Below are 17626 nucleotides of genomic sequence, written 5' to 3' on the forward strand. Positions count from 1 at the left end.
AGACTCTTATCATGCCAGTTAGAGAGAAGTTTGAAGCAGGGCTTAAGGAACTACAAGGAAAATTGACAGAGCTTGGAGAATTTTCTATTCAAGCTCTCCAAAGATCACTAGCTGCACTTGAGACACAAAACATCGAGATGGCTCTAGAAATAATTGATGATGATGCAAAGGCAGATAGGTTGTATGAAGAAATAAATGATTTTGCAATTCTTCTTATTGCAAAACAGGCACCTGTTGCTATTGATTTAAGAAGAATTATTGTTGGAATAAAGATTGCGACAGATATCGAAAGAATTGCAGATTTTGCAGTGAATATAGCAAAGGCTACTATTAGAATAGGTAATCAGGATTTAGTAAAACCGATGGTACATGTCAAAAAAATGCTGGAAATCACGAATGAAATGTTACGGTTATCTTTAAATGCATATAATGAAGAGGACACAAGGTTAGCTCGGAAAATTGCTGAGATGGATGATGAGGTAGATAGTTTAAACAAACAAGCGTTTATGGAGCTGTTTGAAATCAGTAAAAATAAACCTGAATATTTACATCAAATTTCTCAACTAACATTTGTTTGTCGCTATTTAGAAAGAGCAGCCGACCACACTACTAATATAGCTGAAAATATTTTTTATTTAGTTAAAGGCAGACAATACGATTGGTAAAAAAATAAGGCAACAGGCATAAACAACAAATTTTTACTATAAACGTCATTTAAAAAACTAATATAAAAAACCAAACAATCTTAGAAACTATTGTCTGATTGTTTGGTTTTTTTCGTCCTGACAAGAATGCTTTTATACCATCCTAAAGAAGCGCTATTTACTTAGTAAGAGTCACAGCGATTTTCTTATGACTCATCTCACTCGTTAAACGAAAGCTGCCAACTTGAATTTTTGTGTGGTAATCGTTATCGATTAAGTATGTTTCGAATTCTTCTTGATCTTTAACGATCTTATTTTTATATAATAATTCAGCAATTGTGGAAATACTCATACCGCTTTTAACTTTTAGCGTATAGGAATATGTCTCTTGTGCTTCTTTTTCAGCTTCCTCTTGTTTATTATTTGCCTCTGTATCAGACTTTGCTTGTTCTTGTTTATTTTCCTCTATGCTTTTGTTCAGTTCCTCATATTCTACATTACTTAAAACGATAAAACCCTGTTTTTTAAGGTATGTAGTCGCATCATTTGTGTTTAGGAAGTTTTCATCTTGGTGAGTGTTTTTTTCCATATAGAAATAATAACTACCGATCACACTAGCTGAAAGGAGCATTCCTATAGCGAATGAACGTAAACTTTGTTTCTTCATTTCATTATTGTCCTTCCCGTTCGTTAATAATATGTTGAACTTGAGAAATGGATAGGGATGATTGATTGGCAATCTGATCAATTGGAACTCCACTTGCTGCAAGTGTCCAAACTTGGTTTTTAATGATGGCATGAATAGATGGAGTATTTTCATTTTGGATTGGCTTTATTTCTTTTACAGAAGAAGGAGATTTAAAAGAAAAATCTTCCTCACCAATCATTAATTCCTCTTCTAACACTTTTAATTTCTTTTTCATTTTATATAGTTCCTGTACTTGCTGAATCGATAGCTGATCTATTTCCTCGCGTAAGTCTTTTATAGGATCACGAAGAAAAAAAGATAGTAGAAGAAGCAATAAAGAAATCCCTAATAATACTAGCGTTACAATTAACATAATTCACCTCATGTCACAAATTAATAGTATTAGACTATTTAAAAAAAGCTGTTTTCTAAAAGATTGTTGTTCAATAGGAAAAAAGAAATCATCTTTATCTTTGCAGTAAAACAGTCCAGTCTAAGATATTTTATCATTATCAATCAATAATTCCTATTTAATCAAAGTAACTTATGGAAGGAATGAATGAAAATTGCTATAAGATAACAAAAAATATTCATCAGCCATTTTTCTCAACCGGGAGACAATACTCGATTTTTTTGCGAAACATTTAGGAATATGTCGTAATACTACTTGCATTTAAGCAGGCATATGTCGAATTTCGGTTACTAGAGGAAGCAGATACAAGGTAGAAAAATTTTTTTGCACCTTCAAGATGAACGTACATAAGTTTAAGCGCAATCCGACAAAATCTGTTCATTGTGGCATCCCCCATTCAGTGGTAACATAATAGTATAAATAGGAACTAAAAAGTATCTTGTAGACATATACTAGTAATTTGCGATACATACACCCAAGATTGTCAGAAAGAGGGAAATCAAAAATCTAGAAAGAGGTGCTATTTCTATTGATTGAACAAATTGTAAGTTTAAGACGTAAAGGGCTTTCTTTCCGTAAAATTGCCATGGAACTAAATTCAACTGTAGGTAAAGTTCAATACCAATGGAAAAAGTACGTGAAAGAAAAAGAGAAGAATGAACAAGAAGAAGAGAAACAAATAACCACAAAAACAGAGCCAAAGATTCCCTTTGTCTCAGAACATTTTTGGACAAGCGTTGATTTATTAACCAAGAAAAATGGCATGGAAGCTTGGTTAACAAGTGAAAATACTGCATTAGTATTTTGGCGAATACCTGAAGGGAAATGGCAGCTAATCTCTACTTATTATGATATTGACCCAGAAACCTGCTCTTTGGCAGTGAAGATTAATGATATAACAAGTATTATTTATAATGGAAGAAATGCACATAGCTATCGCCTTCTTCCGGTCGAGAATGGACAGGAATCGATAATATTACAAGACTTGTCTCCAAACAGAAGCCTTTGTTTTGAAATAGGAGTCTTGGATGTTTACCAATCCTTTTTACCGATATTACAGTCTAATCCATTACATACTCCGAGAATCTCACAAGATCAAGTTGGTACTATGGAAAAAGAGATACAAAATTGGGAAAAAGGGGACAATCCTATACCGAATTGGATTGAGCATGTAAGTACCTATAGCTATTATGAATTAGAAGAGCAAGAGGATGTGAAAAAGAAATGAATGGTTCGTATTTTCAATTGATTGTTATAAATAACATTCCTTTTATGAATTATTTTTCGGAAGATAAGAATAAAAAAAGGGAATTTTATGAACACACAATTCAATATATTAACTTTCTTTTCCTTACTGAAAAAAATAATTCTCCATATATCATTCAGCTTGTTGTACCACCAATATATATGGAAATATTAGATTTGCAGTCATTTCGGGAAGAAATGACAGAATTTTTAGAAAAAGAGAACTGCAACGTTGAATTACTAACATATTGGCAACAAAAAGATAAAAATTTATTAAAGATAATGAAATCACTCATTCAAGATAATAGAATAGAACTCCTTGCAAGCCCTGCTTCCTTTTCACAAGTTTCGAATGCTTCAACTAGTACAGGTGTTCAATTGCAAATGGAAATGGGTTTATCGATTATTGATGACTATATAGAGTACCGTCCAAAAGGCTTTTGGTTTCCTGAAGGATATTTCTCGCCTGGATTAGATTTATATTTGCAAAAAGAGAAATTGACATATAGTTATCTAAACAGTGCAACTATAAATCATAGTGATCCATTGCCAAGCGATGTAGGATTAGCTGTTGAATCTCCCCATCATGTTGTTTTTTTTCCTGTTGAAGAAAGTTTATATCAGATTTTTCAAGAAAAAAATCCCCAAAAGCAAATGTGGGATAAAGCGATTATGGAGGTACTTGAATCGTATAATCATTACACGAATGAGTCAATATTATCACTACCTATTGATTTAGAGAGCTATGTAAAAATAGGAGAGGAATTAAATAAAAGTATTCGTTATTTATGTGATGAAGGCTATATGGTTCATATTACTCCTGAAACATATTTGAATCAATTTAGTCAAGGGATGGATCATGTACATCTTTGTTCTTCTTTTTTGGATCAACATAGAGAAAGCCAAATCAAGAATCAAAGTGATATATATGCTTCTTTGGCTTTTGTAGAAAAAGAACTACATCAATGGAGACAAGTTCTGTTATCAAATGAAGCGAAAAGTGTTCAGAAACAGTTGGAAAAAGAATGGCTATTGTTAAGCGCTTTGCTCTACCAAGATAATTGGACGGCTGAAGAAGCTTCATCCTATCTGGAAGCAGCAAATCAATTAAGTATATTTATGAAAGGACCGATTGATAAGGAATGGATGTCTTTGAGAGAAAAGGTGCATCCAATATTAAATACTACCATACAAATGAATAACCCGAAAATAAATGAAATAATTCCATCAAATAAGAAGAAGGCACTTATTTTATCATGGGAATATCCCCCGAATATAGTCGGCGGTCTTGGTACTCATGTGGTTGGTTTAACGAACAGTTTAATAAAAAATGGATATGAAGTACATCTTATTACAGCCCAAGATATGCAGAAAAAGGCAGAAGATGTAGAAGAAAAAAATGGTTTATTCGTTTATCGTGTTAAACCAATTTATAGTATAGAGCAAAATTTTATCCATTGGATCGGCGGACTAAATCTTGCCATGTGGGATAAAGCGATAGAGTTAGGAAAGAAAACGACATTTGATCTAATTCAGGCACATGATTGGCTTGTAGGGGCTGCTGCAATTTCGTTAAAGGACCAATTAAATATTCCATTAATAGCAACCATTCATGCGACAGAACATGGAAGAAATGGTGGCATTTATACGGAAATGCAAAAATTTATTCATGGGAAAGAAAGACAACTAATTCATGCAGCGGATTCTTTAATTGTTTGCAGTGAATATATGCAGGATGAGGTAATGTCCATTTTTGAAGTAGAGCAATCAAAAATTAACATTATTCCAAATGGAATAGAATCTATGCAAATTGAAAATGCTTCCTTTCCATCTGTCGAATCCCTTCATTTAGACAAAAATAAAAAAATTATTTTTGCGATGGGCAGAATGGTAAAAGAAAAGGGTTTTGGTACTTTATTGGAAGCAGCGAGAAAATTGCATAAAAAGCGATCAGATTTATATTTTGTTATTGCTGGAGTAGGGCCAATGTACGAAGAATATCAAAGATTTATCGAGAGAAATGGATTATCGGAATGTGTTCAATTAATAGGATATTTGCACGGAGAACAAAAAAATGCATTTTATGCTCACGCTAATATCGTTGTGATTCCGAGTTCGTATGAACCATTTGGAATTGTAGCATTAGAGTCCCTTATATTTGCAGTTCCCACGATTGTTTCCCATACTGGTGGCTTAAAAGGTATTATAAAGAATGGAGAAACAGGTTTATTTATGGAACCAAATAATGCAGATAACTTAGTTGAAAATATCGAGTATTTATTGGAAAATCCAACAGAAGGCAAAACGATTGGCAAAAATGGTCAAAAATTAGTAAGCCAACTATTCAGCTGGAATCGAATTGGGGAAGAAACAAAAAGAGTTTTCGATGAACTACTAGTAAATACAAAGGTAAACGAATCCATATCTAATTAAAAATAGTAGAGTAGGTGAAAGTAGAGTGAAGATTGAGGCTAATTTACAAAAAGATTATCAAAGTGCTCAAAGAAAGCTACTTATGAAAAAAATAACTACTACCCCTGGAATTTGGATTGAAGGAAAAACTTACTGGATTCAAAATGGCTATGAGAAATTGATACCAGAACATTCGATATCTGTACATGTAAAGCAAATACACAAGCATTCTAAAATTCAATATAACGAGATTTATGTGAGAAATCATTCTCAACAAGCGAAGACATTAAAGATTTTAGTGTTAAATTATTTTCCAAAAGCATACCAAGAGCATCTTTCTTTCGTTTCTCCGACGGAAAATGTCATCTATCATTCTATTGATGACCAGCTCTATTTGGTAAACGGAGAATATAATACAAACCGTATTGAACAGAGAACGGTACAACCTATTTGGAATGTACACACTGAGCATATTTGGACGAATAATCAAAAGGGGATACTTAAATATCAGCCATTGGCAAAAGGATCAAGTGTAAGCATTTTTTCCTTAAGCATGGAGATTATGCCTCAATCAACTGGAATCAGCCGAGCTTGGTCTATTACTGGTACTGAAAAAAAAGAGGTTTTAGAGCTGAATCACATTCTAATGAAAACAAGTACTAGCATTTCCTAACAAAAGATGTTATCATATAAAAGTCGTATGCACGAACTAGCAACCTATAGTTTGGAGGGAAATAAACATGCGTGTAAACATTACGTTAGCTTGCACTGAATGTGGTGATCGTAACTACATTTCTAAAAAAAATAAACGAAATAATCCAGATCGTCTTGAGCTAAAAAAATATTGCTCAAGAGAAAAACGTACTACCGTTCACCGTGAAACAAAATAAGCAGAAGGGATATCTCCCTTCTGTTTTTTCATATTAAAAAACAAATGGTAAGGATGGTGTATACATAATATGCTGGAAAAGAAACAGTTCCGAACAAATATGATCAAACAACTACAAGCAATCAGTAAACCCCATTATGAGCATATGTCTTATCAGATAGCTCTTCAACTATATAACAATACTTCCTTTTCTTCTGCTTCTCATATAGGAATTACCATTTCCAAATTTCCAGAGGTTGATACATATCAAATCATTCGTATGTGTTGGCAATTAGGAAAGGAGGTAAGTGTGCCGAAGTGTATTCCTGAAACTAGACAAATGCTTTTTCGTAAATTAGAGAGTTTCAATCAGCTTGAATCGGTTTACAGCAATTTATTTGAACCTATAATGGAAAAAACAGAACGAACAAATCCAGAAGAAATCGATTTACTCCTTGTTCCAGGATTAGCCTTTTCGAGGAATGGATACAGAATAGGTTTTGGAGGAGGATATTACGACCGATTTTTAGAAAGCTATAAAGGTGAAACCATTTCGTTAGCATTTTCTATGCAGGTAAAAGAAAGAATACCACTTCAGAAACATGATTTAGCTGTACAGAAAATAATCACGAATGAAGGGATATTATGTACAAATGAGTAGTATAATGTATTCTTTAGTAATTTTATTTGTCTCCTATTACGCATACAAACGGAGGTCTTTAACAAAAAGCGGTGCAATTGCAGCTTTTTTTGTCGGCAGTGGAATTGCTTTAGGTTTTGGCTATAAGGGACTAATTATTTTAGGAGCTTTTTTTGTGTCTTCTAGCATGCTTTCTACGTACAAAAGTAAAACAAAAAAATCAATGGAGAAAAAAACACAAAAAGGTTCTAGGAGAGATTGGCTACAAGTAATGGCAAATGGAGGATTTGCTGCTATTGTAGGTATTATTTATTTTATTACAGAAGAGTCTGTTTGGATTACGGTTTTCGCTATTTTGCTTGCAGCTGCTAATTCAGACACTTGGGCTTCCGAAATTGGATCATTAAGTAAAAGAAGACCATTATCTATTCGAACCTTTAAGGAGACGGAAACAGGAACATCAGGAGCTGTTAGCATATTAGGGACATTGGCAGGATTAGCAGGTTCATTTTTAATTGCTATTATAGCTACATTATTATTTCCTCTTCAGCTGTGGGGATTTTTTCTCGTTTTTCTTTTTGGTTTTCTAGGGAATGTATTGGATACCCTTTTAGGGGCATTTATACAGGTTGAGTATCAATGTCCAATTTGTGGTCAAATGGTGGAAACAAGAATGGTATGTCATCAGACTGTAGTAAAGAAGAAAGGCTTCACCCTTTTTAACAATGATATGGTGAATGTTCTATCAGGTTTTCTTGCGGCATTGAGCTATCTTTTTTTTCATTTATAATCATTGATCATTTTATTTTACAAGCGATAAAAAACGAGAATATTTTCACTACTCTATGCGGATAAAAAATAATATATTCACCAAACTAATCATTAGGAGGGATGGAAAAATGTCACGAGTATTCTCCATTTTACTAATTGCTTTAGGTGGATATTATTTATTTCAGAAACGGTATCGTGTCATAAATACTATTTTGAGAAATCCATTTATTCGGAAGTATGCAGTAAGGATATTGATGAATATTCCTAGTGTAAAAAGAACGATGATGAATTCCGTTTTTGGTCGTTCTAAAGATACAATCTATCAATAATCTCTCTAAATACCTTGTGAAAACATAATTCACAGGGTATTTAGTTCATCTGTTTCCTTTTATTCTTGATTGGGTATAATTTTTAGAATGGCTCCCCTTAGCAACCAATCTTATATGAAAAAGATATGGTGAAGCATTTGCTTCTATTAAAGTTATTTACATATTTCTACATAATGAAAGAATTAATATTTTTGTGACGTTCAAGCGATAAAAAAAGGAAAAAAACAACCATTTATAGTATTGTAAAGGGAAAGGTGATTTCCTAAAAAGAGAAAATGTCTTATTTAATGAATGGACAAATGAAATAGAGAAGATATAGCTTTCAGCGTTTGGAGAGTAGGGAGAAAACAGATGGTGATTGAACCGTACAAGTATTGGAGAATAGTCTATTTTTTAATAGTGGAATGCCGTTATAAAGTAATCTATCTAGCAGAAAATCAACAAGAAATTTGGCTGGAGAGCAAAAAGAACAGAGGAAACACACCGATTATTCGGTTGTTCCAAATGGATCTTGATTGGAGTAATTGGTTAAGTAGGGATATGGAAAGAACAGCATTAAATGCAGAGAGGATAAGACGCACATTGCGTAAACGCTCACTTAAGGTAGAGAGCGTGTATATAACTGCCTTTCCTCCTGTAGATGCTTATGACCATTTAGTAAATCACTTGTTTAATAGTCCTGATAAAAAAGTGCAAATTAATACTATTCTTCTTGATCGGTCAGTAGACGAGTGGGAAATAGCAGGCGGAAAAATAACAAACTTAAATGACATACCAGGTACATCAGAAGAACGCGACGATCAAATGGAGCGCTATAAAGAAAATATCCTTGAGCTAATAAAACAAAATGAAAAAGAAGAAAGGCAGTTACTTAACTTTGGCAAACCGTTTATTTCCTATTTATTTATTGTCGTTCAAGTAATAATATTTCTTCTAATGGAAGGGGGCGGAGGAAGTAACAATAGCGAAACATTGGTTCAATGGGGAGCGAAAGTAAATTATTTAATCGCTATGGGGGAATGGTGGCGTTTAATAACACCTATTTTTTTACATATTGGTTTTTTGCACTTAGCCATGAATTCATTTGCTCTCTATTATGTTGGTCCATTAATAGAAAGAATTTTTGGGAATGGTAGATTTTTCATCATTTATCTTTTTGCTGGATTTAGTGGGGTGTTTGCAAGTTATTTAATAAGTCCATCTTTATCAGCTGGCGCAAGTGGCGCGATTTTTGGATGCTTCGGTGCACTTCTTTATTTTGCCTGGCAATTTCCAAAGCTGTTTTTTCGAGTGATGGGTTGGAATGTCATTATTATTATCATTATTAATCTTATATTTGGCTTTACTATACAAGGAATCGATAATGCGGGACATATTGGTGGATTAGTAGGTGGTTTTCTAGCAACAGCTATCGTCCATTTTCCAAAGAAAAAAAGCTGGAAAGTCCAGCTTGGGGCGCTACTTATTACTCTATTGCTAATAGGTATTGGCATTGCCTATTCATCGAGTTCAGGGGTTTCACAAAATCGGGACAAATCTGCATTTATTATGGTCAACAATTATGTAAATGATGAAAAATATGATGATGCAGAAGATGTTTTAGTAACAATTGAAACTAAAAATAATGAGAACTATTATTTTTTACTTTCTTATATCCAGCTTAAGAAAAAGGAATTTGCAGCAGCTGAAAAAAATCTGCAAAAAACAATCCATTTAAATCCACAGTTTCATGAAGCGTATTATAATTTAGCAGTTGTCAGTCTTTATGATAAGAATCTAGAAGAAGCAAGAGAATATTTACAAAAAGCTTTAGAATTGGATGAAAACAATCCAAAATATCTTTTATTATGGGATAAAATTAAAGAGTAGAAATTTGCTGTCTTAAAACAATCGCTTCACCGTCCTTTGTTGTAAATAAGATAAGAAGATGATTGTCATTAATTAATATCACCGGGATAGAACTGCCGATGGGATCAGCAATGGTTCCGTCTTCTTTCATAATTCCCAGGAAATAGTTTTTATAAAGACCTTCAGTCAATTGTCCAAGAATTTTTGCACTTTGTTCCTTTGAAAAATCTGGGAGTGGTGTATCGTTAAATTTACTTAATTCTGTGAGTAAAAGTTTTGTATCATATTGTTCAGCTGAAATATGAAATTTCTTTAATACTTGGCGATAAGAGTATTCAATATAATCTAATGCTTGTTTATCTAATGTTCTTGCCCAATCTTTTTCGACTAAGTTATTTGGAGAATGAAAAGATAGTGGTGCACTCTCAAACTTCGAATTAATGATATATAAATTGTCTGCTGAAATTTTTTGAGAACTGAAAATTCTTTCATTGGCATCATGTATTTCAGCATAATGAAAAGTAATTGCTTGTAAATAGTTGCTTTCTCTTTCCACAACGGTCTTTTCTTCTGAAAGTTCTAATGTATTTTGTCGCCATTCTCCCATCGTGCTTATCAGCTTCCCATTTCCATAAAGTAAGCTCATATCTTGACGTAAATACGCTCGCTTGTTAATAGAAGAATTGCTTTTCCAGAGAATGCTATACTCATCGAATCTTTTTTTATGAAATGTAAGGGTAGTATTTGCTTTTGGGAAAGTAACAGTAGGATCAATTGGAAAATAAGTTATACTTTCCTTTGCAATTTGCTTTTGCTGAAAAATATAAAAAATAGCAACAAGGATAATAAGAGAGAGACTTAATCGAATAAAATCTTTTTTCATTTTTTTCACCGCTCCATCTAATGGGAAATCATTTTACTTTAAAAGCCTGTCTTAGAGGTACTTTTTTTAATATATGAGAAAAGAAGAGAAATATGATAAATGGAGTAGTTTAGGCTTTAATTTGGTATGAAAATATTTCGCGTAAAAGTCATTATCTTGCTTATTACTATTCTAATGGGAGAAATGAATCTGCTGTTGAGGAAACGATTCATTTCCGATATACTTAATTTGAAAACGATTAATTTATCACTTTATGCAAACCTTTGCAGTGAGTCGAATATGTATGAAATCGAGGGGTACCATGGAAACCATTTATGATGTGCAACAGTTTTTAAAAAAATATGGAACGATTATTTATGTTGGCGATCGTGTAGGCGATTTACAATTAATGAAATCTGAAATAAAAGAATTGTATCAATCTCAATTAATTAAAGAGCAAGATTTTGACTCTGCTATGCGATTACTTAATCAAGAAATACAGCTATTATCGGAACAGAAAAATAGGGGGAATTAATGATGCAGGAAAAATGGGTAGCAGGAATTGACTTAGGTGGAACAACGGTAAAAATCGCTTTTTTATCATTAAAGGGAGATTTAATCGATCATTGGGAAATCCCAACAGATAATTCGGAAGATGGAAAAAATATTACATCCGACATTGCTAAATCTATCGATGCTAAATTGCAAGAATTAGGACACTCGAAGGAAGATGTTTTAGGTGCTGGGATGGGCGCACCTGGACCATTTGATTATAAAACAGGTGTTATTTTCAATACAGTGAACTTAGGTTGGCCAGATAACTTCCCATTAAAAGCGCGCCTTGAAGCAGATTTAGGTTTGCCGGTAACAATTGACAATGATGCCAATTGTGCAGCACTAGGTGAGATGTGGAAAGGTGCTGGAGAAGGATCCAAAGATTTAGTTTGTGTTACTCTTGGCACAGGTGTTGGTGGCGGAGTTATTATAAACGGTGATATTGTGCAAGGAGTGAAGGGGGCTGCTGGTGAAATAGGTCATTTGACGGCTATTGTAGAAAACGGAGCTCCTTGTAATTGTGGAAAAACAGGCTGTTTAGAAACGATTGCTTCTGCAACTGGAATAGTTCGATTGACAAAAGAAAGATTGGCTGAAAGACATACGTTGAGTGTACTTCATTCTGTGTTAGATCAAGACGGCGCTATTACGGCAAAGGATGTATTTGATGCAGCGAAAAAAGGGGACGAATTAGCTAATGAAATTGTCCAATTCGTAGCTTTCCATTTAGGATTGGTACTAGCTAATATTGCTAATACTTTAAATCCAGAGAAAATTGTCATCGGTGGTGGCGTTTCAAAAGCTGGTGATGTGCTATTAAATCCAGTAAAAGAAAACTTCTTGAAGTTCTCTTTTAAAAGTGTAGCAGAATCAACTGTAATTGATGTTGCGACATTGGGGAATACAGCGGGAGTAATTGGTGCTGCGTGGCTTGCAAAAAATTAATCAAATGATGAGAGTATCAGACATATTTTAAATCAAATATTTCACAAAATCTTCTTCTGAATCGGGAGAAGATTTTTTACTAGATTAATAGATGGAATATTCATAAAAAGGACACTTTAAAAAAAGCAAAAGTTTTTGAAACTTTTCTTTTAGTTGCACGTCTAAAAAAGTGTAATATACTATATTAATACGCAAAGATGAAAATTAGATTAAAATTTCATAAAGATTGTCTTTATATAATAAAATTATTGTAAAATGTGTAAAGTGATTATGTCGAGATTTTGTTTGATCAATAGTAAGGAGGATACATCATTGTTTAAGAATAAATTTGAATGGTCAAAGCTATCACTTATAGCGGTTGCAACAGTTTTATTGTGGATTAAAACGAATATTGCATATATGACTAGCTTTGATATCAAAATTGAAAATTCGATTCAACAATTTATATTAATTATTAATCCATTAAGCTCCCTGTTATTTATTTTGGGTATTTCCATGTTTCTTTCGGAGAAAAATCAAAAAAGATATGTGCTCATCTCCAGTTTGACACTTTCGATTGTATTATATGCAAATGTTGTCTTTTACCGTGTATATACCGATTTTTTAACCCTGCCACTCTTATTTCAGACGAGTAATATGAGTGATTTAGGAAGTAGTGTTAGAGAGCTGGTTCATCTCACAGATATTCTTTTCTTTGTAGATATTATTCTACTTGCGCTTATTATGAAAAAGAAGCCAGCATTCTTAAAAATTCCTAAATATACTAGGATGCAGCAAAGTATTTTCTATTTATTTACGATAAGCTTAGCTTTTTTCAATTTAAGCTTAGCTGAAACTCAGAGAACGCAATTACTAACTAGGACATTTGACAGAGAGCTATTAGTGAAAAATATTGGGACGTATAATTACCAACTTTATGATGTTTTTCTTCAAACAAAGACTACTGCGCAAAGAGCTTTTGCGGATGGTAGTGAGTTAACAGATATGGTTAATTACAATCAGGCGAATTATACAGAACCAAATAAGGATATGTTTGGAATAGCTAAGGGGAAAAATGTAATAATGGTAAGCTTAGAATCCACACAGGCTTTTACTGTAAACCGGGAAGTGGATGGGGAAGAAATCACCCCATTTTTAAATGATTTTATTAAAGAAAGCTTTTATTTTGATAATTTTTATCACCAAACTGGACAAGGTAAAACATCAGATTCTGAGTTTATTGTCGAAAATTCCTTGTATCCATTAAGCAGAGGGGCCGTTTTCTTTACCCATTCTGGAAATGAATTTCAAGCATCACCAGAAATTTTGAAAGAAAATGGTTATTTTACAGCTTCCCTTCATGCAAATAATAAAAGTTTCTGGAATCGGGATATTATGTACCAAAGCTTGGGATATGACCGATTTTATGAAATTAATGATTACGAGGTAAACGAGGACAATTCTGTTGGTTGGGGATTGAAGGATATTGACTTTTTTGAACAATCGATTGCTCATTTAAAAGAAATGCCAGAGCCGTTCTACAGTAAATTTATCACGTTGACAAATCATTTTCCTTTTGAACTGGAAGAAGAGGATAAATTAATTGAACCTTTAACAACTGGAAGTAGAACGTTAAATAACTTTATACCGACTGTTCGATATCAGGATGAAGCGTTGAAAATTTTTATCGAGAGATTAAAAGAGGAAGGTCTCTATGAAAATAGTATTATCATCTTGTATGGAGATCATAATGGAATTTCTGAAAATCATAATAAAGCAATGGCTGAATTATTAGGGGAAGAAGTTACTCCTTTTGTCAGTACGCAATTACAAAGAGTTCCTTTTGTTATCCATATTCCAGGGATGAAGGGGAAAACACTCTCAACTGTTTCGGGGCAAATGGATATCAAGCCTACTCTTCTACATTTGCTTGGTATTGAAACGAAAAATGATATCCAATTTGGTTCAGATCTATTCTCAGAAAAAAACAATCAATTTGTTGTTTTAAGAGATGGTAGCTTTATTACAGAAGAGTATGTATATACTAAAGAGGTTTGTTATGAGCGCGCGACAGGAGAAGTAGCTGACGGTAATGCATGTGAACCCTATATAGAACAGGCTAATTTAGAATTACAGTATTCTGATAGCATTATTTATGGAGACCTACTACGTTTTTATGATAAAGAAAACGGAATGCTTGATGTAAGGGAAGATACTAATTGATGTTTAGTTAATAGATTAGCAATAAACTGCTTTGTGACTATATTAGTCATGAAGCTTTTTTATATATTTTAAATGATTAAATCCGTTAGTGCTGCTTATAGGTCAAATTATGTAAGAAAACAGCACCTTCATAAAAAAATTATAATATGCAATTGCTATATCGCTGCTAAGCATGTTTTTTATCAGGGATTCATATATATAAATAGAGAGAGGAGTGATCATATGGAGATTAAATTGAGACCAGGAGATACACTTTGGTACTATAGTCAACTATTTATGGTTCCCCTAAATCTTATTTTAGATAGTAATCCTAGCGTAAATCCAAATAAATTAGCAGTTTCTGAAACTATCCAAATTCCTGGATTTGAATCACAAGTCCATCAAATAAAGCAAGGGGATACTCTGTGGAAAATTGCAGGAGCAAGAAATATTTCGGTTGATAGCATATTATTATTAAATCAACAATTAAATCCTAATAAACTTAAAGTCGGAGAGGAGATTTTAATCCCAAACCGTATTGTGGGACGATTTGTGCAGGGAAAGAAAAAGTATGACTATACATCCCTACAGTCAGATATGAATCGTTTAATAAAGGCCTTCCCATTCATTAAAAAGGAAACAATAGGAAAAAGTGTATTAGGAAAAAATCTCGATGAAATCAGAATAGGAAAGGGAAAGAAAAAGGTTCATATAAATGCTTCCTTCCATGCAAATGAATGGATTACGACAGGAATTTTAATGACGTTTTTAAATGACTTTTTATTATCATTAACAAACGGAACTACTATGCGCAATGTTCGAACAATGCCACTGTATCAGGGTACTGATTTATCACTTGTACCAATGGTTAATCCTGACGGAGTTGATTTGGTTTTAAACGGTCCTTTAGAGAAAGAAAAAGAAAAAATCATTTCCATAAATGCAGGTAGCAGCGATTTTACTGGCTGGAAAGCAAATATCCGTGGTGTAGATTTAAATAATCAATTTCCATCTAATTGGGAAATAGAAAAGGAACGAAAAGAACCGAAAGCGCCTGCTCCAAGAGACTATCCTGGAGATAGCCCTTTGTCAGAACCAGAGTCTCAGGTGATGGCAAATTTAGTTGAAAAAGAAAAATTTGATCGATTAGTAGCTTTACATACACAGGGAAAAGAATTGTATTGGGGATATGAAGGAATGGAACCAGAAGAATCGAGAGCAATTGCAGAAGAATTTTCGAGAGTGAGTGGATATAAAGCGATCCAAAATGTAGATAGTCATGCAGGATATAAAGATTGGTTTATTCAAGAATTAAGAAAGCCGGGATTCACAATTGAGTTAGGAAAAGGGATAAATCCACTCCCTCTCTCTCAATTTAATGAAATTTATCATGAAACAACTGGACTTTTCTTGGCTTCCTTATATATGTAGGGCTACACATCATTCTATAGAAAAGTTTAGGCAAATTGAAAAAAGAGAAGTATTCCATTTTTAAGAGATATTAAATAACTATATAGTTGTAACAAATGACCTATATTTGATTGGAAATATTACTTTTAATAAAAAATCTACAAGTGGATTTGAAAAAAGCCGAAAAAAGTCGGCTTTTTTGTGTTACTATTCTATAGAGTGAACAAAACTTGAATAGTATTATAGGGGTGTGAAAAATGTTTTCATTAGGTAAGAGAAACACGCTAGGAATAGTTCTTCTCTTCACTTTTTTCACACTAATTCTGTCTAGCTGTGCTCCTAGACATGATGATTCAGCCAGTGAAAATGAAGCGAAGGACAATGATGTTGATAACAACGCGATGCTTCCTCCTATAAGTCCAATTGAAGGAGAATTTGAGCAAGTATATGGCTGGATAAAGAAAGATACGATTTGTTATTCTTCTATCTATGAAGGGGTATATGAAATTTATGCTTATAATATTTATACAGGAAAGCATATCCCTCTATATAAGTCGGAAGAAGAATTATCTAATGTTCTTTTAAATGAAAATCAACTGTTAATTTATACGGCTCTTTCTGAGGAAGAAGGAGAAATTCATATAATTGATTATAAAGGAAATGAAATACTTTCTAGAAAGCTACAAAGCTATGAAACAGACTTTTCATGGAATTCTCATAATGAAAATGAATTGCTCATTACAACTTTAACCAAGGAATGGGAAAGTAAAGTATTCACATTGGATATTCAGGAAAATGTATTAAGTGATTTTCCTGTCTCTACTCCTTTTCCACAATGGTTAACGAAGGAAAAGGTAATGTATCTTGACTGGGATCAAAGCAATCCGTCATTATATGCCCCGCTGAAAATATTTAATTTGGAAACGGAAGAAGAAAACGAAATAGATTTGGCTAATATTTACTTTGTTGACCAGAAAAATGAATTTCTACTTACTATATCAAGTAAGGGGGAAGAAGAAGAAGAGGCAGTTTATACTTTTTATGATGCAAATATTAAGAAGCAAGGGAGTATTTCTGTTCCTCGATTATCAAAATTTGCAAATTGGTTAGTTCCGAACTATACCATTTATAAAAATAGCTTTCTTACCTTTACTCCCGAAAGAAATGGCAATGCAGAAACGTATCAGGAGGGTTTTGAACTTATTGAAGTAGATATGGAAACAGGTCTGAGTAAAAAGTTATTTGCCGATAAAGATTTAGAAGATCAGCCAATTCAAATTTCAAGCGATGGAAAGTACTGTCTTTATGGCTATTATCTTGAAAATATGCTGAATATGGAGACTGGAGATATTACACCATTGTTTACGTCCAATATTGCTCAATAGTTGAAGTTGGTATAAAAATATGCCATCATAGGAATGAACTCAAATCGAATAATAATAGATGAAATCCATTGGCTGATAGAAGAGAAAGGAGAATAATAAATTATGGCAATCGTTGATGTAACAGTTATACCAGTTGGCACACAAACTCCAAGTGTAAGTGCGTATGTAGCAGACATTCAAAAAGTTTTAATGAACTATGAGGAAAAAGGCCAAATTCGCTTCCAATTAACACCAATGAACACGATTATTGAAGGAGAACTTCCAACATTATTTGAAGTGATTCAGGCAATGCATGAAGTTCCATTTGAAAAAGGTCTTGTGCGTGTTTGCACAAACATCAGAATTGATGACAGAAGAGACATCACTAGAAAAATGGAAGAGAAAGTGGAACGGGTAGTAAGTCAATTAGAGAATAAATAGGAGGGGATTTT

The 17626-nt window shown here is 33.2% G+C and carries 20 protein-coding genes; 16 read left to right on the top strand and 4 right to left on the bottom strand.

The genetic code is table 11. The annotated features are described in order from the left end of the window. Window positions 1–11 precede the first annotated feature (11 nt). Complete coding sequence (phoU, locus tag QQZ16_RS06705; RefSeq protein WP_031535368.1) at window positions 12–665, top strand: phosphate signaling complex protein PhoU; 654 nt, start codon at window positions 12–14, stop codon at window positions 663–665. 157 nt (window positions 666–822) lie between these two features. Here phoU and QQZ16_RS06710 read toward each other — a convergent pair whose 3' ends face one another. The 3 genes from QQZ16_RS06710 to QQZ16_RS06720 all read right to left on the bottom strand — a co-directional run bounded on the left by QQZ16_RS06710 (window position 823) and on the right by QQZ16_RS06720 (window position 2126). Then, window positions 823–1311 (bottom strand): endolytic transglycosylase MltG, encoded by a 489-nt coding sequence (locus tag QQZ16_RS06710; RefSeq protein ID WP_031535366.1) that lies wholly within the window; start codon window positions 1309–1311, stop codon window positions 823–825. Window positions 1312–1315: 4 nt separating this feature from the next. Beyond that, window positions 1316–1705: a hypothetical protein gene (locus QQZ16_RS06715; protein WP_031535364.1), complete on the bottom strand. Its 390-nt coding sequence runs from the start codon at window positions 1703–1705 to the stop codon at window positions 1316–1318. Window positions 1706–1976: 271 nt separating this feature from the next. After that, the gene (locus QQZ16_RS06720) at window positions 1977–2126 is read right to left on the bottom strand and encodes a hypothetical protein (RefSeq protein WP_155986733.1); all 150 of its coding nucleotides are present in this window, start codon (window positions 2124–2126) and stop codon (window positions 1977–1979) included. Between the two features lie 147 nt (window positions 2127–2273). Between QQZ16_RS06720 and QQZ16_RS06725 the strand changes: the two genes are divergently transcribed. The 8 genes from QQZ16_RS06725 (at window position 2274) to QQZ16_RS06760 (ending at window position 9878) form a co-directional block, all read left to right on the top strand. Then, window positions 2274–2972 (top strand): DUF4912 domain-containing protein, encoded by a 699-nt coding sequence (locus tag QQZ16_RS06725; protein ID WP_031535362.1) that lies wholly within the window; start codon window positions 2274–2276, stop codon window positions 2970–2972. After that, on the top strand, window positions 2969–5422 hold the full coding sequence (locus QQZ16_RS06730; protein ID WP_048717682.1) for a glycosyltransferase: 2454 nt from the start codon (window positions 2969–2971) through the stop codon (window positions 5420–5422). Before QQZ16_RS06725 ends, QQZ16_RS06730 begins: the two co-directional genes overlap by 4 nt. Before the next feature lie 25 nt (window positions 5423–5447). Next, the gene (locus QQZ16_RS06735; protein ID WP_048717683.1) at window positions 5448–6074 is read left to right on the top strand and encodes a hypothetical protein; all 627 of its coding nucleotides are present in this window, start codon (window positions 5448–5450) and stop codon (window positions 6072–6074) included. 67 nt (window positions 6075–6141) lie between these two features. Beyond that, window positions 6142–6291, top strand: coding sequence for a 50S ribosomal protein L33 (gene rpmG / locus QQZ16_RS06740; protein WP_016204868.1), 150 nt, complete (start codon window positions 6142–6144; stop codon window positions 6289–6291). Between the two features lie 69 nt (window positions 6292–6360). Next, complete coding sequence (locus QQZ16_RS06745; RefSeq protein WP_031535356.1) at window positions 6361–6930, top strand: 5-formyltetrahydrofolate cyclo-ligase; 570 nt, start codon at window positions 6361–6363, stop codon at window positions 6928–6930. After that, window positions 6923–7699 carry a DUF92 domain-containing protein gene (locus QQZ16_RS06750; RefSeq protein WP_284561212.1) on the top strand — a complete coding sequence of 259 codons (777 nt, stop codon included), beginning with the start codon at window positions 6923–6925 and terminating at the stop codon, window positions 7697–7699. Before QQZ16_RS06745 ends, QQZ16_RS06750 begins: the two co-directional genes overlap by 8 nt. A 109-nt stretch (window positions 7700–7808) precedes the next feature. Continuing rightward, window positions 7809–8009 carry a hypothetical protein gene (locus QQZ16_RS06755; protein WP_031535352.1) on the top strand — a complete coding sequence of 67 codons (201 nt, stop codon included), beginning with the start codon at window positions 7809–7811 and terminating at the stop codon, window positions 8007–8009. Between the two features lie 351 nt (window positions 8010–8360). After that, the gene (locus tag QQZ16_RS06760) at window positions 8361–9878 is read left to right on the top strand and encodes a rhomboid family protein (protein WP_031535350.1); all 1518 of its coding nucleotides are present in this window, start codon (window positions 8361–8363) and stop codon (window positions 9876–9878) included. Here QQZ16_RS06760 and QQZ16_RS06765 read toward each other — a convergent pair. Continuing rightward, window positions 9868–10740, bottom strand: coding sequence for a hypothetical protein (locus tag QQZ16_RS06765; RefSeq protein ID WP_031535348.1), 873 nt, complete (start codon window positions 10738–10740; stop codon window positions 9868–9870). The two genes, QQZ16_RS06760 and QQZ16_RS06765, sit on opposite strands and share 11 nt — an antisense overlap. 126 nt (window positions 10741–10866) lie before the next feature. Between QQZ16_RS06765 and QQZ16_RS06770 the strand changes: the two genes are divergently transcribed. The 7 genes from QQZ16_RS06770 to QQZ16_RS06800 all read left to right on the top strand — a co-directional run bounded on the left by QQZ16_RS06770 (window position 10867) and on the right by QQZ16_RS06800 (window position 17615). Beyond that, entirely contained in the window at window positions 10867–11058 is a 192-nt protein-coding gene (locus QQZ16_RS06770; RefSeq protein ID WP_284561213.1) for a hypothetical protein, read from the top strand. Further along, on the top strand, window positions 11042–11254 hold the full coding sequence (locus QQZ16_RS06775) for a YqgQ family protein (protein WP_031535346.1): 213 nt from the start codon (window positions 11042–11044) through the stop codon (window positions 11252–11254). Before QQZ16_RS06770 ends, QQZ16_RS06775 begins: the two co-directional genes overlap by 17 nt. 2 nt (window positions 11255–11256) lie before the next feature. Continuing rightward, window positions 11257–12219: an ROK family glucokinase gene (locus QQZ16_RS06780; RefSeq protein ID WP_031535344.1), complete on the top strand. Its 963-nt coding sequence runs from the start codon at window positions 11257–11259 to the stop codon at window positions 12217–12219. Window positions 12220–12531: 312 nt separating this feature from the next. After that, complete coding sequence (locus QQZ16_RS06785) at window positions 12532–14421, top strand: LTA synthase family protein (RefSeq protein WP_048717685.1); 1890 nt, start codon at window positions 12532–12534, stop codon at window positions 14419–14421. Between the two features lie 222 nt (window positions 14422–14643). Continuing rightward, a complete protein-coding gene (locus QQZ16_RS06790; protein WP_031535341.1) occupies window positions 14644–15831 on the top strand; it encodes a M14 family metallopeptidase in 1188 nt (395 codons plus the stop codon). 236 nt (window positions 15832–16067) lie between these two features. Then, window positions 16068–17195 (top strand): YqgU-like beta propeller domain-containing protein, encoded by a 1128-nt coding sequence (locus tag QQZ16_RS06795; protein WP_031535339.1) that lies wholly within the window; start codon window positions 16068–16070, stop codon window positions 17193–17195. Window positions 17196–17297: 102 nt separating this feature from the next. After that, on the top strand, window positions 17298–17615 hold the full coding sequence (locus tag QQZ16_RS06800) for an MTH1187 family thiamine-binding protein (protein ID WP_031535336.1): 318 nt from the start codon (window positions 17298–17300) through the stop codon (window positions 17613–17615). The last annotated feature ends 11 nt before the right edge of the window (window positions 17616–17626 follow it).

The sequence above is a fragment of the Bacillus sp. T2.9-1 genome (assembly GCF_950097965.1).
GTDB classification, from domain to species: domain Bacteria; phylum Bacillota; class Bacilli; order Bacillales; family Cytobacillaceae; genus Niallia; species Niallia hominis.

What these genes read in the sequence shown, in the direction of transcription:
- phoU (WP_031535368.1), top strand. Translation starts at nt 12, where the DNA reads ATGCCAGTTAGAGAGAAGTTTGAAGCAGGGCTTAAGGAACTACAAGGA.
- QQZ16_RS06710 (WP_031535366.1), bottom strand. Translation starts at nt 1,311, where the DNA reads ATGAAGAAACAAAGTTTACGTTCATTCGCTATAGGAATGCTCCTTTCA.
- QQZ16_RS06715 (WP_031535364.1), bottom strand. Translation starts at nt 1,705, where the DNA reads ATGTTAATTGTAACGCTAGTATTATTAGGGATTTCTTTATTGCTTCTT.
- QQZ16_RS06720 (WP_155986733.1), bottom strand. Translation starts at nt 2,126, where the DNA reads ATGAACAGATTTTGTCGGATTGCGCTTAAACTTATGTACGTTCATCTT.
- QQZ16_RS06730 (WP_048717682.1), top strand. Translation starts at nt 2,969, where the DNA reads ATGAATGGTTCGTATTTTCAATTGATTGTTATAAATAACATTCCTTTT.
- rpmG (WP_016204868.1), top strand. Translation starts at nt 6,142, where the DNA reads ATGCGTGTAAACATTACGTTAGCTTGCACTGAATGTGGTGATCGTAAC.
- QQZ16_RS06745 (WP_031535356.1), top strand. Translation starts at nt 6,361, where the DNA reads ATGCTGGAAAAGAAACAGTTCCGAACAAATATGATCAAACAACTACAA.
- QQZ16_RS06750 (WP_284561212.1), top strand. Translation starts at nt 6,923, where the DNA reads ATGAGTAGTATAATGTATTCTTTAGTAATTTTATTTGTCTCCTATTAC.
- QQZ16_RS06755 (WP_031535352.1), top strand. Translation starts at nt 7,809, where the DNA reads ATGTCACGAGTATTCTCCATTTTACTAATTGCTTTAGGTGGATATTAT.
- QQZ16_RS06760 (WP_031535350.1), top strand. Translation starts at nt 8,361, where the DNA reads ATGGTGATTGAACCGTACAAGTATTGGAGAATAGTCTATTTTTTAATA.
- QQZ16_RS06765 (WP_031535348.1), bottom strand. Translation starts at nt 10,740, where the DNA reads ATGAAAAAAGATTTTATTCGATTAAGTCTCTCTCTTATTATCCTTGTT.
- QQZ16_RS06770 (WP_284561213.1), top strand. Translation starts at nt 10,867, where the DNA reads ATGAAAATATTTCGCGTAAAAGTCATTATCTTGCTTATTACTATTCTA.
- QQZ16_RS06775 (WP_031535346.1), top strand. Translation starts at nt 11,042, where the DNA reads ATGGAAACCATTTATGATGTGCAACAGTTTTTAAAAAAATATGGAACG.
- QQZ16_RS06780 (WP_031535344.1), top strand. Translation starts at nt 11,257, where the DNA reads ATGCAGGAAAAATGGGTAGCAGGAATTGACTTAGGTGGAACAACGGTA.
- QQZ16_RS06790 (WP_031535341.1), top strand. Translation starts at nt 14,644, where the DNA reads ATGGAGATTAAATTGAGACCAGGAGATACACTTTGGTACTATAGTCAA.
- QQZ16_RS06795 (WP_031535339.1), top strand. Translation starts at nt 16,068, where the DNA reads ATGTTTTCATTAGGTAAGAGAAACACGCTAGGAATAGTTCTTCTCTTC.
- QQZ16_RS06800 (WP_031535336.1), top strand. Translation starts at nt 17,298, where the DNA reads ATGGCAATCGTTGATGTAACAGTTATACCAGTTGGCACACAAACTCCA.